Consider the following 15,206-nt stretch of genomic DNA (forward strand, 5'->3'; position numbering starts at 1 on the left):
AGGGGGCACGCGATCGGCCCCCTTTTTTTATCGTCAGATAATCTTGTCGATCGTCACCGGCAGATCGCGCACGCGCTTGCCGGTGGCGTGCCAGACGGCATCGGTGATGGCCGCTGCGGTGCCGACATTGCTGAGCTCGCCGATACCCTTCACGCCGAGAATGTTGATCTCGTCATCGACCTCCGGCACCATGATCACGTCGACATCCGGAATATCGGCGTTCACCGCCAGGTGATATTCGGCGATATTGTCGTTGGTGTAGCGCGCGCGCTTGTGATCGATCTCGGTGGCTTCGAGCAGGGCGCTGGCCATGCCCCAGATCATGCCGCCCATATACTGGCTGTGGGCGGTGCGCGGGTTCATGATGCGGCCTGCGGCAAAAGCGCCGACCATGCGCGGCACGCGGATCTCGCGGGTGCGCGCATTGATGCGCACCTCGACCATCTCTGCGCCGAACGCGAACATGGTGCGCTTTTCACCGGCACCGCCAACGAACACCAGCCCGCCATCATAGAGCCGGTCGATCGCATCGTCCGGCGCACCGATCGGCGCCCAGGCACCGGTTGCTTCGGCTACCGGCCGGCCCGAGCGGGCCAGAGCCGCCGCCAGCCGATCCGCGCTGTCCGATGCCTTGGCATCGTCTGCGGTCAGGCCGAGCGATGTCAACAGCCGGTCGCAGCCATCGCAGATGGCCGAGGTCACGCTGGCGGTGGAAATGGATCCGCCGGAGATGGGACCGGGCGGCAGGCGGCTGTCGCCCATCTGCACGGTGATGCGCGAGGGATCGATGCCGAGCCGCTCGCCCGCGGCCTGCGCGGCGATGGTGTAGCAGCCGGTGCCGACATCATGCGCGGCGACCTCGATCAGGGCGGTGCCGTTTTTGCGGAGGACGATCTTGGCGGCGGACGGCGCCATCTGCGTGGGATAGGTCGCCATGGCGCAGCCCCAGCCGATCAGCCAGTCGCCATCGCGCATGGAGCCGGGCTCCGGATTGCGCTTGTCCCAGCCGAAGCTGGCCGCCGCCGCGTCCCAGCATGCGTTGACCGAGCGGCTGGTATAAGGCGCGCCATTGGTCACATTGACGCGCGTGTCGTTCATCTTGCGAAAGGCCACGGGGTCGATGTTCGCGGCCGCCGCCAGCTCATTCATCGCCGATTCCAGCGCGTAGATATTCGGCACTTCGGCCGGGCTACGCATGAAATTGGGCACGTTGCGATCGCCCTGCACGATGTAATTCTGGCCGCTGACCGCGCCGAAATCATACATCGCCGCGCAATTGTCTAGGCCGCCATTATTGTACGGCGTCACGCGGGAGGTAAACTCCCACATGCTGTGATCATAGCCGGTCAGCTTGCCCTGCGCATCGCAGCCCAGCGAGATCTTGTGCTGCGTTTCCTGCCGGTTGCCGGAGATGGTGAAACCCTGTGCGCGTGTGGCGACCAGCTCCACCGGACGCTTCAGCTGGCGCGCCGCGAGCGCTGCAAGCGCGGTGCGCACGGTGATCGCGCCCTTGCCGCCAAAGGCACCGCCGACGAAAGGAGATTTCACGCGGACATTGTCCTCGTCCATCTTCATCTGCGCAGCCGCACCCTTGCGCAGGCCCCAGACGAACTGGCTGGGCTCGTGCAGCACCAGCTTGCCATCATCCCAATAGGCGGTGGTGGAATAGAGCTCCATGCTGTTGTGGTGCTGAATAGGCGTGGAATATTCGGCATCCACGCGGTGCGCGGACCCGGCGAGCGCCGCGGCGGCGTCCTTGAACTTCACCGGCTTGTAGCGCGGATTGATCTCGCCCATCGGCCTGGTGGTGACGCCGGGGCTTTCGAACGTGGCGCTCGGGCTTTCGGCGGCATAGCCGACCTTCAGCTTGTGCGCCGCTTCGCGCGCGCCCTCGAACGTTTCGGCCACGACCATGGCCACCGGTTGGCCTTCATGTTCGATGGTGGGGCCGGACAGGGTGTTGTTGTCGGTGACGAACATGCCGCCTTTCAGGAAGGACGCGATGTCCCCCAGCGCCGGGCGGTTCTTGTGCGTCATGATCATGAGCACGCCGGGCACCGCTTTGGCGGCGGTCTCGTCGATGCCGGTCACGCGGCCCTTGGCAATGGTGCTGGTGACCATCCAGGCATAGGCCTTCTTGCCGGGCACGGGCAGATCGGAGGAATAGATCTTGCCGCCCATCACCTTTTGGCGGGCTTCATAGCGCGCGATGGGCTGGCCCATATTTTCTTTCGGGGCGGGGGCGGCTTTGCTGTTGTCGGCCATGGGATCAGCCCTCCATCTGCGCGGTTTCGAGGAGCGCGCGGACAAGTGTCTCGCGGCCGAGTTTGATCTTGAAGGCATTTTCCTGCGTGCCCTGTGCACGGGAAAAGGCGATCTGCGCCGCGCGCGTGGCGCTCGCTTCGTCGAGCGTCTGGCCCTTCAATGCGGCTTCCGCCTCGCTCGCGCGCCAGGGCACCGTCGCCACACCGCCAAGGCCAATGCGGACATCGCGCACGGTATCACCTTCCATGTCCAGCGCCACGGCGGCACTGGCCAATGCATAGGCATAGGATTCGCGGTCACGGATCTTCAGATATTTGCTGCGCTTCCACGTCTTGTCGGGGATCGAGAAGGCGGTGATCAGATCGCCGGTGCGCAGATTGTTCTCCTGCGCCGGATTGTCGCCGGGCAGACGGTGCAGATCGGCAAAGCGGATGGCGCGCGGGCCGTCCTTGCCGAGCAGTTCCACATTCGCATCCAGCGCGATGAGCGCCTGCGCCCAATCGCCCTGATAGGTGGCGATGCACTGGTCCGACACGCCGAGCACGGCATGGTTGCGCGTCACCCCGCCGTCGAGCGCGGCGCAGCCGCTGCCCGGATTGCGGCGGTTGCACTGATCATAGCCGGTATCGCGGTAATAGGGGCAGCGCGTGCGCTGCAGCACATTGCCGCCCAGCCGCGCCATGTTGCGCAGCTGCGGACTGGCCGCAAGCCACAGGCTGTCTGACAGCAGCGGATAATCGCTGCGGATCATGGCATTGTCCGCCAGCGAGGACATGCGCGTCAGCGCGCCGATGCGCAGCCGTCCATCCTTGCGCTGCACGAAATCATAGCTGGTATCGCTGAGGCCGCTGATGTCGATCAGCCGGTCCGGCCGCCACACATCCAGCTTCATCAGATCGACCACGGTGGTGCCGCCGGCATGGTACATGCTGTTGGCGCTGGCGGCCTGCACGGCTTCGGCAGCGCGGGCGGGGCGTTGATAATCGAAGGGGCGCATCAGGCTCTCCCGACCTTGGGCGCGGCCTGTTTCACGGCAGCGACGATATTGGGATAGGCGGCGCAGCGGCACAGATTGCCGCTCATATATTCGCGGATCTCGGCGTCCGTATCGGCATGGCCTTCGCGCACGCAGGCGATGGCGCTCATGATCTGGCCGGGCGTGCAATACCCGCACTGAAACGCATCATTGTCCACAAACGCCTGCTGCATGGGATGCAGGGCATCGTCTCCATCGGCAAGGCCTTCGATCGTGGTGATCGCCTTGCCCTCGACCGTGGCGGCGAGCGTGAGGCAGCTGAGCACGCGTTCCCCGTTCACATGCACGGTGCAGGCACCGCACTGGCCATGATCGCAGCCCTTTTTGGAGCCGGTCAGTTCCAGATCGTTGCGCAGCGTATCGAGCAGGCTGGCGCGGGTATCGATATTCAGCGCACGATCCTGACCATTCACGGTCAGCGTCACGTCACGCTTTTGCACATTGGGCGCAGCGGGTGCGTCCTGCGCCTGTGCAGCCTGAAAGGCCAGCGGCGCGGCGCCGGCGGCCACTCCGCCCTTGAGCACCGTTCGGCGCGTCGGCCCCCGGTGTGGTTTGTGGTCGGTCATGGAGGGGCCCCTTAGCAAATGCTGATCTTCAACCCCTAATCCCAAGCTAAGGCCCTGTACGCAAGAAATGATTTCATTCCGCAACGTTTTCAGCCGCCTGCAGCGCATCGCACAGCCTGCCCGGGTGATGCGCGGTGGACGGGAAAAACCGGACAGCGGAGACCTTCCGGCGGCCAGGCTCAAGGCCGCGAAGCCTTATATTGCGATGGCCCGATGGAAGCGCTTGACGCATTTTTCAAAGCCACTATACGGGCGCCTCTCCTCGCGAGAATGGACGCATAGCTCAGTTGGTAGAGCAGCCGACTCTTAATCGGCCGGTCCTTGGTTCGAGCCCAAGTGCGTCCACCATTTTCCCACATCGATGACGATATCCGCTGGGCTTGCGCGCGACCGTGCGGATCATGGCGCATGCTTAGGCGCGTGCACACGCCCGCGCGGCGCTTACGCCTTGTTCAGGAGGAGAACGCGCCGCCCCGCCGGCCGGGTTTGCGATCGATCGACATGATCAGGCCGATGCAGATCATGATCGTCAGCATGGAGCTGCCGCCATGGCTGAGAAAGGGCAGGGGAATGCCGACGACGGGGGCCAGACCCATCACCATCATCAGATTGATCGAGACATAGAAAAAGATCGTGGTGGTCAATCCGGCCGCCACCAGCTTGCCGTATCGCGTGTTGGACCGCAGCGCGACGCGGAAGCCCCAGCTGAACAGCAGCGCGAACCCGATCAGAATGGCGATGCCGCCCACCAAGCCCCATTCCTCCGCCATGGTGGCGAAGACGAAATCGGTATGGCCCTCGGGCAGATAGTTCAAATGGCTCTGCGTGCCATCCAGAAAGCCCTTGCCCCATAATCCGCCCGATCCGATGGCGATGGCCGATTGGTTGACATGATAGCCCGCGCCCAGCGGATCTGCGGAGGGATCCATGAAGGTCGTCACGCGGCGTTGCTGATAGGGCTGCAGCCCGAAGAAAAAGGCCAGGGGGGCAAGCACCGCCAGCGCCGCGCCCGCACCCACGAACAGCCGCATCGGCAGGCCCGCCATGAACGCTACGACCACGCCGCCCGCGACGATCGTGATGGTGGTGCCGAGATCCGGTTGCAACAGCACAAGCGCGGAGGGAAAGCCCATCAGCACCAGCGGCGGCCAGATGGCATCGAATGTGTGCAGCTTGCTCGCGGGCAAACGATCGAAGAACAGGGCCACCGTCAGCACGATGGTCGGCTTCATCAGTTCCGACGGCTGGAGGGTGATGACGCCCAGATTGAGCCAGCGCTGGCTGCCGCCGCCAATCTGGCCCAGCAACTCCACCAGGATCAGCATCGCCAGAACCGCGCCGTAGATCGGGAAGGTCATTTTCTTCCAGAAATCCGGCGAAAAGCGCGAAATGCCGATGGCCAGCCCCAATGCCACCGTAAACCGCAGCAGATGCGGCGCGGCCCAGGGCAGCAGGCTGCCGCCCGCAGCGCTGTACAGCACCACGGCGCCAAAACCGGCCAGACAGAACAGCAGGAGCATCAGCTTCCACGGCAGCTCCGCGATGGGCGCCGGCACGATGCCGTTGGAACGCGCGTTCACGTGGTCTGCTCCGCCGGCTGAGACGATGCTGCGTCGCCACCGGACGTGGAGCCATCGGGCGCGGGATTGCCGCGGCGCGCACGGAACAGCGCCAGATCGCTGGCCATGCGCTGCTGGATATCGCCGCCCCACTGCTTTTCCAGTGCGAGCAGCGAGTCCATCGCCTTGCGCTTGTCATACAGATAGGTGAGCACATCGCGCGCCACCGGATAGGCAGCGCCGGACCCGCCGCCATGCTCGATCACCGCGGCGCAGGCATAGCGTGGATTGTCATAGGGCGCGAAGCAGATGAACAGCCCGTGATCGCGATATTTCCAGCGCGTGTTCTTGCCATCGCCGACCGACAGGCTGACCACCTGCGCCGTACCGGTCTTGCCCGCCAGCAGCACATTGTCGAGCGGCAGACGCGCCCGCCCGGCGGTGCCGGGGCCGTTGACCACATCCTTCATGGCGCTGCGCACATAGGCGATATGCTCATCCTTGAAGCCCAGGCTCTCCGGCTTGGGCGGTTCCTGGTCCATGATGAGATGCGGCATCAGGTTCTTGCCGGTGGCAAGCCGCGCGCACATCACCGCCAGCTGCAGCGGGTTGGCGAGATAATAGCCCTGGCCGATGCTGGCATTGACCGTGTCATAGGTGCGCCACGGCTCGCCATATTTCTCCTGCTTCCAGGAGGGGCTTGGCACCGTGCCGTAGAACTGGCTGGTCACCGGCAGCGGAAATTCCGCGCCCATGCCGAGGCGGTGGGCGAAGGCAGCCACTTTCTCGAAACCCACTTCCTGCGCGAAATGATAGAAATAGCTGTCGCAGCTCTGATAGATGCCGCGGGCCATATCCGTGCGGCCATGATTGCCCCAGCAATTGAAGAAGCGATTTCCGATCCGCCGTCCACCGCCGCAGATGATCGCATCGGTCGGCTTCACGCCTTCTTGCAGAAACGCCATCGCGTGCATGGGTTTCACGGTCGAACCGGGCGGATACAGGCCCTTCAGTGCCTTGTTGCGCAGCGGCACATGATCGTCCTGCTGCAGCCAGGCATATTCGCTCACGCCGATGCCATCCGAAAAGCTGTTCGGATCGAAGCTGGGCATGGAGGCGAGGGTCAGGATACCGCCGGTCTGGCAATCGATCACCACCACCGATCCGGATTCGCGGCCCAGACGGCGCGCGGCATAATGATGCAGATCGACATCCAGCGCCAGTTGCACCGGCTTGCCCGGAATATCCGACCGGGTGGTCAGTTCCTGCACGATCTTGCCGGTGGCGGTCACTTCGACCCGCTTGGCCCCCGGCTTGCCCTTCAGGCTGTCCTCGAACGCGGATTCCAGCCCATCCTTGCCGATCTTGAAGCCGGGCGTGATGAGCAGCGGATCCTTGTTCTTGTCATACTCCTCCTTGTTGGCGGTGCCGACATACCCAATGAGATGCCCCACCGCCGCGCCGGCGGGGTAGCGGCGCGAAAAGCCCTGGCGCGGAGACACGCCGGGCAGATCGGGCAGGCGCACAGAGACCGCGGCATAACGCTCCCAATCCAGGCCCGATGCCACTTGCACCGGCTGGAAGCCCGATTTCTCGTCCAGCTCCTTCGTAATACGGGTGACGTCCTCGTCGCTCAGATCGAGCAGGCTGGCCAGCTCGCGCACCGTGGCCTGCTTGTCGGTCACGCGCTCGGGGATAATATCGACGCGAAAATCCGCGCGATTGTCCGCAATCGGCTTGCCGTAGCGATCGATGAACCAGCCGCGACGGGGCGGCAGCAAGGTCAGATTGACCCGGTTGCTTTCGGACAGGAGCTTGTAACGCTCATTCTCGGCCAGCGAAATATAGGCCATGCGCCCAGCGAGTGCGAGGCCCAGCGCGCCCTGCACGCCGCCGACGAACAGGGCGCGGCGGGTGAAGGTGAACTCCTGCTGCGCACCGCTGACGGTTCTGGCCGGCTTGCTGCGCTTATTGCCTCGGCGGAAACGGATCATGCGGCCAGCCGCCACCGGTCCAGCATGGAAACCAGACGCGCGAAAACGGGAAAGCTGAAGATCGACAGCAAAATTTGTGGCACCAATGGCTCCAGCCCGGCCGGTTCATACACCAGCCCAACGAACAGCATGCCCCCTGTTATCGCGAATATAAGGCACAAGGCAGCGATAAGCCAGTCCTGCCAGTAATCGCGCCAGTTGGTACGGTCATTCACCACGCTGAGCGCGATGACCACGATGGACCACAGAAATACCGCACTGCCGATGGGCTGGCCCGAAAACAGATCATCGAACAGACCGAAGGGCGCGCCCACCCACAGGGGCCACAGGCCGGGGCGGATCTGGCGCCAGGCGATCAGCATCATCAGGCCCAGCGGCGGCAGCAGCGGCAGGCTGGACAGGATCGGCAAGGTGGTGATCATCGAGGCGATCAGCACCGATGCAATCGGCACCAGCATCGCCATCAGCGGGGACTGGCGGCGGTAGAGGCGCGACTTGTATCGGCGGCGGCGCGACCGGGGATAGGCGTTGGCGGGGGCGCGGCTCATGGCTGGCTCACGGCCCGGGCGATTCGACGACAGGCAGGCCTTCCGCGTCACTGGCCGACGCACCGGCCGCCGGTGCTTCTTCCAGCGGCACGAACACACGCTGGACCATGGCATAGCTGGTGTCCGCCGGCTGGGCGAAGGGCCGCGCCACCGCGCCGTCCGGGGTCAGCCGCAGGATGCGCGCCACGGGAATGTCCGGCGCGTACAGCCCGCCATTGCCGCTCGTCACCAGCACATCGCCCGCACGAAACGGATTTTGACCGGCATTGATCGCACGGATCTCCACATCGCCATTGGCAAGGCCCGTGGAGAAAGCGGGCAGGCCGTCGCTGGCCCGGCGGACGGGCACGACATTTTCCGGATCGGACAGCAGCAGGATCGATGCGGTGCGCGGGCCGACATTCAATATGCGGCCGACCAGTCCCTTGGGATTGCGCACTGGTTGGCCCTCGCGCACGCCGCTCTGCGCGCCGATCGACAGGGTGCCGAGGCGGCGGGTGGACGATGCGCTGGAACTGATCAGGCGGCCGACGGCCACCACTTCGGCGGTGTTTCTGGCGAGCCCCAGCATGGCGCGCAGTCGTTCGATCTCGCGCTCCTGCGAGCGGGCCTTGATCAGCTCGCCGCGATAGGCCTGAACCTGCTGTTCCAGCTTCGCATTTTTGCGGCCGGCGTTCACATAGGCGGCAATCGCGCTGCCGGCACCGCCGACGGCGCGGCGTCCGCCGTCCACGCCCTCGGCCACCGGCGCGGTCGCCTCCCGCCCGATCGTCTTGAGCGCGGCAAAACCGGTGGGATCGAACAGCGACACGGCAAGCAGCAGCAACCCGGCAAAGGCGCCGGCCACCGCCAGCACATAGCCGGCGAAGATGCCATATTGCGCCTTGCGGGAAAAACCCGGACGCCGATTGGGCGGCGGGGCCATGCTACTCTCTCCCCCTGTTGCGAACGGCGCCGGATCAGGCGGTGGTCAGAACCCCGCGGAAGATCGGATCTTCCATGGCACGGCCGGTGCCGATGGCGACACAGGTGAGCGGATCTTCGGCCACGGTCACCGGCAGGCCGGTTTCGTCGCGCAGCTGCTCGTCCAGCCCGGCCATCAACGCGCCGCCGCCGGTGAGCACGATGCCCTGATCGACGATGTCGGCGGCCAGTTCCGGCGCGGTATTTTCCAGCGCGATGCGCACGCCCTCCACGATGGTGCCGATCGGCTCGGACAGGGCCTCGGCGATCTGGCCCTGATTGATGGCGATTTCCTTGGGCACGCCGTTCACGAGATCGCGGCCCTTGATGTGGATCGTCTGGCCGATACCGTCCGCAGGCGCGCGGGCGATGCCATATTCCTTCTTGATCCGCTCTGCCGTGGCTTCGCCGATCAGCAAATTATGGTGACGCCGGACATAGGAGACGATCGCCTCATCCATCTTGTCGCCGCCGGTGCGCACGCTGGTGGTGTATGCCAGGCCGCGCAGGGACAGGACCGCCACTTCGGTGGTGCCGCCGCCGATATCCACGACCATGGAGCCGATCGGCTCGGTCACCGGCATGTCGGCGCCGATCGCGGCGGCCATGGGCTCCTCGATCAGGAACACTTCGGATGCGCCGGCATTGCTCGCCGCGTCGCGGATTGCGCGCCGCTCGACCGAGGTGGAGCCCGATGGCACGCAGATCACGATTTCGGGATAGCTGAACATGCGGCGCTTGCCGTGCACCTTGTGGATGAAATATTTGATCATCTGCTCGGCCACGTCGATGTCCGCGATCACACCGTCGCGCAGCGGGCGGATCGCCTCGATGCTGTCCGGCGTCTTGCCCATCATCATCTTGGCGTCGTCACCCACCGCGCGCACCTTCTTGATGCCCTGCAGCGTCTCGATGGCGACCACGGACGGCTCGTTCAGGACGATGCCCTGTCCGCGCACATAGACCACCGTGTTGGCGGTGCCGAGATCGATCGCCATGTCATGCGAGTTGAATTTGAAAAGCCGACTGAAAACCATGACGTGTCCTGTGCCTTGATTGCCCGTTTACGACGGGGGCGGGTCCCTGTTGACGCACCCTATAGCATGAACGTCGCCGCCTGTAGGGCCGCGGAACAAAATGTCGCGCTATAGGGAGTCGCCTGTTGCCTGCGCTTCGTCTAGATCGCAGCCCATGTCAATAAGAAGGCTCCCCGAATCCCTGATCAACCGCATCGCCGCCGGCGAGGTGGTGGAACGGCCCGCCAGCGCGCTGAAGGAGATCGTCGAAAACGCCATCGATGCCGGCGCGCGCAGCATCGCCATCCGCCTCGGTACCGGGGGCCTCGGCCTGATCGAGGTGTCGGACGATGGCTGCGGCATGGACCGCGCGGAGATGGCGCTGGCGCTGGAACGGCACGCCACGTCCAAGCTGCCTGAAAGCCTGCTGGGCGAGAATGAAGCGCTCGAACTCGTTGAAACGCTCGGCTTTCGCGGTGAGGCGTTGCCGTCCATCGCCTCGGTCGCGCGGCTGACGATCGAAAGCCGCACCATGGATGGCGAGGGCTGGAGCCGCACCGTCGATCATGGGGCGGTGACGGCGGAAGGGCCCGCCGCCATCCCGCCGGGATCGCGCATCCGCGTGGAGGAACTGTTCGCCAAGGTGCCCGCGCGGCGCAAATTCCTGCGCACGCCGCGCAGCGAATATGCCGCCGCGCTGGATATCGTGAAGCGGCTGGCCATGGCGCGACCGGAAATCGGCTTCACGCTGGACCATGACGGGCGGCGCACCTTGTCCGTGCAACCGGACATGAGCGGGCCGGAGCGTGTCGCCGCGCTGACGGCGCCAGGCCTGATCGAGAACAGCGTACCGGTCGATCTGGAGCGCGACGGCGTGGTGCTGGGCGGGGTGGCAAGCCTGCCCACCTTCAACCGCGGCGTGGCCGATCATCAATATCTGTTCGTCAACGGTCGCCCGGTGAAGGACCGGCTGCTGACCGGCGCGGTGCGCGGGGCCTATGCCGATATGCTGGCGCGCGATCGGCATGCGGTGCTGGCGCTTTTCCTCGATATCCCGCCCGAAGCGGTGGACGTGAACGTCCATCCCGCCAAGACCGAGGTGCGCTTTCGCGATCCGCAGATGATCCGCGGGCTGATCGTCTCCGGCCTGCGCCGCGCACTGGAAGGCGCGGGCTTCCGCAGCGTCAGCCGCACGGCAGCAGGCGCGGAAGGGTTGTGGCAGCAGGAGCCGGTAGTGCCGGAGCGGACCTTATGGTCGCCGCCCGCCGTCGCGGCTGCGCCCAGCCCGTTTCCCCCCGCTTCAGGGGAAGGACCAGGGGCGGGGCCGTCCACAGGGCTGGAAGCCTTGGCCCGGCAAGGCTACGCCCCCAACGCCGCCCCTTCCTACCACGGAGAAGCCGGCCGGCTGCGCGAACCTGTCACGCCCTTCGCGGCGCCCTTGGGCCGTGCAGAGCCTGCCACCGAACCGGTTCCTGAAGCCACCACCCATCCGCTCGGCGTGGCGCGGGGCCAGGTCGCCAAGACCTATATCGTGGCCGAAGCGGAGGACGGGCTGGTCATCGTCGACCAGCACGCCGCGCATGAACGACTGGTGCTTGAGCGGATGCGCGCGCAGGCAGGCACCGGCAATGTGCCCGCCCAGCGCCTTCTGATGCCCGAAGTGGTGGAGATCGAGGAAACCGGCTGCGACCGGCTGGAAGCGCGCGCGGACGAACTCAGCGCCTTCGGTTTGGAGCTGGAACGCTTCGGCCCCGCCGCCATGCTGGTGCGCGCCGTGCCCGCCATGCTGGGCGATGGCGATGTGCGCGGCCTGATCGAGGATCTGGCCGACGAACTGGCCGCCTATGACGAGGCGCTGAGCCTGAAGGAACGCATCGATCATGTCGCCGCCACCATGGCGTGCCACGGCTCGGTCCGCGCAGGCCGCGTTCTCAACGTGGCCGAGATGAACCATCTCCTGCGCGAAATGGAAGCCACCCCGCGCTCCGGCCAATGCAACCATGGCCGACCGACATGGGTGAAACTGGGGCTCGGCGATGTGGAGAAGCTGTTCGGGCGGAAATAGTCTGTTCGCTCAACCGCCCGGCATCGTTTCCGAGCGCATCAGCGGCAGCATGTGGGTGACATAATCCGCCTTGCCGAGGGCCACGCCATTGGCGCGCAGAATGGCATAGGCGGTGTTGAGGTGAAAATAGAACTGCGGCAGCGCCCAGTCGCGCGCATATTGCTCGGCCGTCAGATCGAAGATCATGCCGTTGGGCAATTCGTGCGCGATCGGCATCTGCGGGTCATAGACGAAATCGCGGGCTGCATCCTGTTCCAGCGCCGCCAGCGTCTCGGCGATCCGGGCGCGCGCCCCGGCGATGGTGCCGGGCTGCTCACCCGCCTCGCGGCCTTCGCTCAGCAGCGTTGCGATGGCCGGCGGAAAAGCTTTTCCGCGCATCCGGCTGACCCCTTCCAGCGCCTGCATGCAGGTGAAGCGGATCTGTGTGGACAGGGGGAACATGTCCGGCGCCAGCCGCGCCGCCAGCACAGCATCGCCCGAAGCATCAGACTCCGCCGCTGCTTCATCCGCCCTGCCGAGCCATTCCGACAAAGCTTTGAGCATATGCACATAGGACGGGATGAGGAGGGTCTTGAGCATGGCGGTGTTTCCTCATTTGCGAGATGCGCTGCTGCGCCCCGGTTTTTAAGCTAGTTTGAAGGGGATAGTCCTCGGCGATTTCGGGCTAAGGGCGATCTGTCTTTGTATTGCGGCGGTTTTGACACAGAGCGATCCTGCAAAGGCGGCAGCGCGCCAAACTGTTAACGGATCGCTCGCTTGCTTGGTAAAGTCCATAGCATTGACGCTTGCAATCGTCGAACGTTCCACTGAACCGCCCACGGTCGGGCTGTCGAACAGATAGTCGAGACGTCACGACATGCTTGAGAGCTGTAAAAGTTCCCGACAGTTGTCAAAGGCTTAACAAAACATTAATAGGCGAGTCGATCAATCTAAAAGCAATTTTGCCTTTGATCTGATGATGAGGGAAACCCAATGTTTAAAATCAAACATGTTATCGGATTGGCCGCTTTTGGCCTCGCTTTCGCAACCCCTGCCGCCGCGCGAACCTATGCCTTTGGTGGTTCGCCATCAACTCCATGGACGTTGACCGTCAACGGTACGAACTATCTGTCACTGGATCACGGTTGGATTACTTCATCTGGCGAGCATGACAGGAACAATTCCAACTATCTCGCGGGTGATTTCGGCACGGTCCAATACAACAACTGGGGCGTATTCGACCTTTCGTCTTTTGCGGGTGCGGTTCAGTCAGCCACTCTCTCGCTTAATGCGGCAGGTGTTTCGGGCAATCCAGTGTATCGCCTGTTCGATACGAACGCAACGTTGGCTGCTTTGGATCAGACGCGCGGAAATGGGGACTTAGCGGGCATCGCTCTTCATAATGACCTTGGTAGCGGTTCTTTTTACGGTTCTCGCCAGTTTTCTGCCGCGGACTCAAATAACATCGTATCCATTTCGCTGAATGGCACGGCATTGTCTCGTATTCAGAGTGCGGCGGGCGGACAGTTTGCACTTGGCGGAACAGTGTCCCAGAACGTGGCGGCAGCCGTTCCAGAGCCATCCACTTGGCTCATGATGCTCTTCGGCTTCGGCATGATCGGTTATGGGATGCGGACGGCTAAGCGCCGTTCGGATGAAAAGTTCGAGACGAAGATTAAAAATGTTACTTTTGGCATTGCCTGACCGTAACTTGGTTTAAATCGTTGGAGGGCCGTGCCTGAAGGTGCGGCCCTCGTTATACGATCCCTGCCGTGCTCAAAGCAGCGGGCTCCGCCGCCGTGCTCAAAGCAGCGGGCTCCGCCGCAGCTTCATCCGCCTTGCCGAGCCATTCCGACAAAGCCCTGAGCATGTGCGCATAGGACGGGATGAGGAGGGTCTTGAGCATGGCGGTTTCTGCAGGAAAGCAGATATGAGCTGACGGCTCTTCCATGTTCCCATGACCAACGCGCGGAAACAAGAAATTGCGCGAGCCGGGCTTTGTAAAATTCGGCCTGGACGCTTTAAAAGGCTGGTTGGACAGGCTATCTCGGCGTTTATGAAAACACTCTATGCCAGCGCCGCCGCCGTCCTGCTCCTGTCCGCCTGTGCCGACACCGTGCCTGTGGACGAGTTCCAGCCGGATCGCAGCGTGGCGGAACTGGATCAGGTCAATTCCGGACCCAGTCTCGGCGCGTCGCCCGCGCAGACGCAGGTGGCACAGAGCGATGCCGCATCGCTCAATCTGAGCGCGGTGACGACCGGCGATTTCGGCGCGTCGATCGAGCCGGGGCGCAGTTGCACCTTCACCTCCGCCCCGGGCGAGCTTCTGCTGGTGGCCGCCGCGCCGCTTGGCGTCACGTCCCGCCCGCGCGCTGTCGTGCGGTTGACCAGCGGCATCCAGCGGCTCGATGCCATGCGCGACGGCGGCTATAATTATCTAACCGAGGGACCGGCTTTCCAGAACCGTGACGGTTTGACCATCACCATTGTGCGAGAAGATACGCCCGGCGCACCGGTGCCCGTACCGGCTGCCGGCCCTGCCGACGATGATAGCGACGCCGAAACGGAAGAGCAGGCTGCGCAAAGCTGGCCGGCCACGATGACGGTCATCACCGAGGGCGCCGAGCAGGAATACCCGCTGGGCCTATATACCTGCGGCGCGTGATCTGCGGCGGTCCGGCGAGCGCCCGGAGCAGCCGGTTGCGCGGATAGCGCGCGTGCTTCCGCGCGGTCAGTCGTCCGCTTCGGGATCCCGCACCTTGATCAATCCATTGGAAACCATGCTGAGCACGGGCTTGTCATGCTGGTTGAACGTGGTCTGGTGGCTCTTGATAAGGCCCATATCGCGCCGCGAGGCGGAACGGCGTTTGCTCACCAGTTCGCTTTCCACGCGCAGCACATCGCCGGGATAGACCGGGCGCAGCCAGCGCAGTTCATCGATACCCGGCGATCCGAGCGAGGCCATGGCGTGCTCCTTCCAATGGTCCACCATCATGCGCATGGTCATGGAACAGGTGTGCCATCCGCTGGCGGACAAGCGCCCGAAATGCGTCTGCGCCGCGGCGGCATCGTCCAAATGGAAAGGCTGCGGATCGTAGCTTTCGGCAAAGCGCGTCACTTCTTCGCGGGTGACGGCATATTCGCCAAAAGCCTGTTTGGTCCCGACGACCAGATCTTCATAATATTGCATGGCCGCGATAGTTGATCGGGCCGGG

Annotated in this window: 14 protein-coding genes and 1 tRNA gene; 4 read left to right on the forward strand and 11 right to left on the reverse strand. The window is 64.1% G+C overall.

Features of this window, described 5'->3' with window-relative positions; genetic code table 11:
• Window positions 1-33: 33 nt before the first annotated feature.
• Genes G410_RS0114715 through G410_RS0114725 form a run of 3 tightly spaced genes read right to left on the reverse strand, consistent with a single transcriptional unit; the run spans window position 34 to window position 3,867 of the window.
• Window positions 34-2,265 (reverse strand): xanthine dehydrogenase family protein molybdopterin-binding subunit, encoded by a 2,232-nt coding sequence (locus G410_RS0114715; RefSeq protein WP_022674423.1) that lies wholly within the window; start codon window positions 2,263-2,265, stop codon window positions 34-36.
• A gap of 4 nt (window positions 2,266-2,269) precedes the next feature.
• Window positions 2,270-3,262 carry an FAD binding domain-containing protein gene (locus tag G410_RS0114720; RefSeq protein WP_022674424.1) on the reverse strand — a complete coding sequence of 331 codons (993 nt, stop codon included), beginning with the start codon at window positions 3,260-3,262 and terminating at the stop codon, window positions 2,270-2,272.
• Window positions 3,262-3,867, reverse strand: a complete 606-nt coding sequence (locus G410_RS0114725) for a (2Fe-2S)-binding protein (protein ID WP_028971539.1) — start codon at window positions 3,865-3,867, stop codon at window positions 3,262-3,264. The genes G410_RS0114720 and G410_RS0114725 overlap by 1 nt, the downstream gene beginning before the upstream one ends.
• A gap of 272 nt (window positions 3,868-4,139) precedes the next feature.
• On the opposite strand from G410_RS0114725, the gene G410_RS0114730 reads away from it, so the two are divergent.
• Window positions 4,140-4,215 (forward strand) — tRNA-Lys (locus G410_RS0114730).
• Between the two features lie 104 nt (window positions 4,216-4,319).
• Here the strand turns inward: G410_RS0114730 and rodA are convergent.
• From rodA to G410_RS0114755, 5 genes are read right to left on the reverse strand one after another with little or no spacing between them, the layout of a single operon-like run.
• Window positions 4,320-5,387 carry a rod shape-determining protein RodA gene (gene rodA / locus G410_RS0114735; protein WP_051137333.1) on the reverse strand — a complete coding sequence of 356 codons (1,068 nt, stop codon included), beginning with the start codon at window positions 5,385-5,387 and terminating at the stop codon, window positions 4,320-4,322.
• 56 nt (window positions 5,388-5,443) lie between these two features.
• Window positions 5,444-7,420, reverse strand: coding sequence for a penicillin-binding protein 2 (mrdA, locus tag G410_RS17060; RefSeq protein WP_051137327.1), 1,977 nt, complete (start codon window positions 7,418-7,420; stop codon window positions 5,444-5,446).
• Window positions 7,417-7,968 (reverse strand): hypothetical protein, encoded by a 552-nt coding sequence (locus G410_RS0114745; protein ID WP_022674426.1) that lies wholly within the window; start codon window positions 7,966-7,968, stop codon window positions 7,417-7,419. Before G410_RS0114745 ends, mrdA begins: the two co-directional genes overlap by 4 nt.
• A gap of 7 nt (window positions 7,969-7,975) precedes the next feature.
• On the reverse strand, window positions 7,976-8,893 hold the full coding sequence (locus tag G410_RS0114750) for a rod shape-determining protein MreC (RefSeq protein ID WP_022674427.1): 918 nt from the start codon (window positions 8,891-8,893) through the stop codon (window positions 7,976-7,978).
• Between the two features lie 34 nt (window positions 8,894-8,927).
• On the reverse strand, window positions 8,928-9,968 hold the full coding sequence (locus G410_RS0114755) for a rod shape-determining protein (protein WP_022674428.1): 1,041 nt from the start codon (window positions 9,966-9,968) through the stop codon (window positions 8,928-8,930).
• Window positions 9,969-10,122: 154 nt separating this feature from the next.
• On the opposite strand from G410_RS0114755, the gene mutL reads away from it, so the two are divergent.
• Window positions 10,123-12,012: a DNA mismatch repair endonuclease MutL gene (gene mutL, locus G410_RS0114760; RefSeq protein WP_022674429.1), complete on the forward strand. Its 1,890-nt coding sequence runs from the start codon at window positions 10,123-10,125 to the stop codon at window positions 12,010-12,012.
• Window positions 12,013-12,021: 9 nt separating this feature from the next.
• Here the strand turns inward: mutL and G410_RS0114765 are convergent, their stop codons facing one another.
• Window positions 12,022-12,591, reverse strand: a complete 570-nt coding sequence (locus G410_RS0114765) for a DUF1993 family protein (RefSeq protein WP_022674430.1) — start codon at window positions 12,589-12,591, stop codon at window positions 12,022-12,024.
• 393 nt (window positions 12,592-12,984) lie between these two features.
• On the opposite strand from G410_RS0114765, the gene G410_RS17565 reads away from it, so the two are divergent.
• On the forward strand, window positions 12,985-13,695 hold the full coding sequence (locus G410_RS17565; RefSeq protein ID WP_022674431.1) for a PEPxxWA-CTERM sorting domain-containing protein: 711 nt from the start codon (window positions 12,985-12,987) through the stop codon (window positions 13,693-13,695).
• A gap of 52 nt (window positions 13,696-13,747) precedes the next feature.
• Here G410_RS17565 and G410_RS17070 read toward each other — a convergent pair whose 3' ends face one another.
• A complete protein-coding gene (locus tag G410_RS17070) occupies window positions 13,748-13,897 on the reverse strand; it encodes a hypothetical protein (protein WP_022674432.1) in 150 nt (49 codons plus the stop codon).
• Window positions 13,898-14,047: 150 nt separating this feature from the next.
• On the opposite strand from G410_RS17070, the gene G410_RS0114780 reads away from it, so the two are divergent.
• Entirely contained in the window at window positions 14,048-14,656 is a 609-nt protein-coding gene (locus G410_RS0114780; RefSeq protein ID WP_022674433.1) for a hypothetical protein, read from the forward strand.
• Window positions 14,657-14,722: 66 nt separating this feature from the next.
• Here G410_RS0114780 and G410_RS0114785 read toward each other — a convergent pair whose 3' ends face one another.
• Window positions 14,723-15,181, reverse strand: coding sequence for a MaoC family dehydratase (locus G410_RS0114785; protein WP_022674434.1), 459 nt, complete (start codon window positions 15,179-15,181; stop codon window positions 14,723-14,725).
• Between the last annotated feature and the right edge of the window lie 25 nt (window positions 15,182-15,206).

Origin of the sequence: Novosphingopyxis baekryungensis DSM 16222, from assembly GCF_000420305.1 — a bacterium.
In the GTDB taxonomy this organism is placed as follows: Bacteria; Pseudomonadota; Alphaproteobacteria; order Sphingomonadales; family Sphingomonadaceae; genus Novosphingopyxis; species Novosphingopyxis baekryungensis.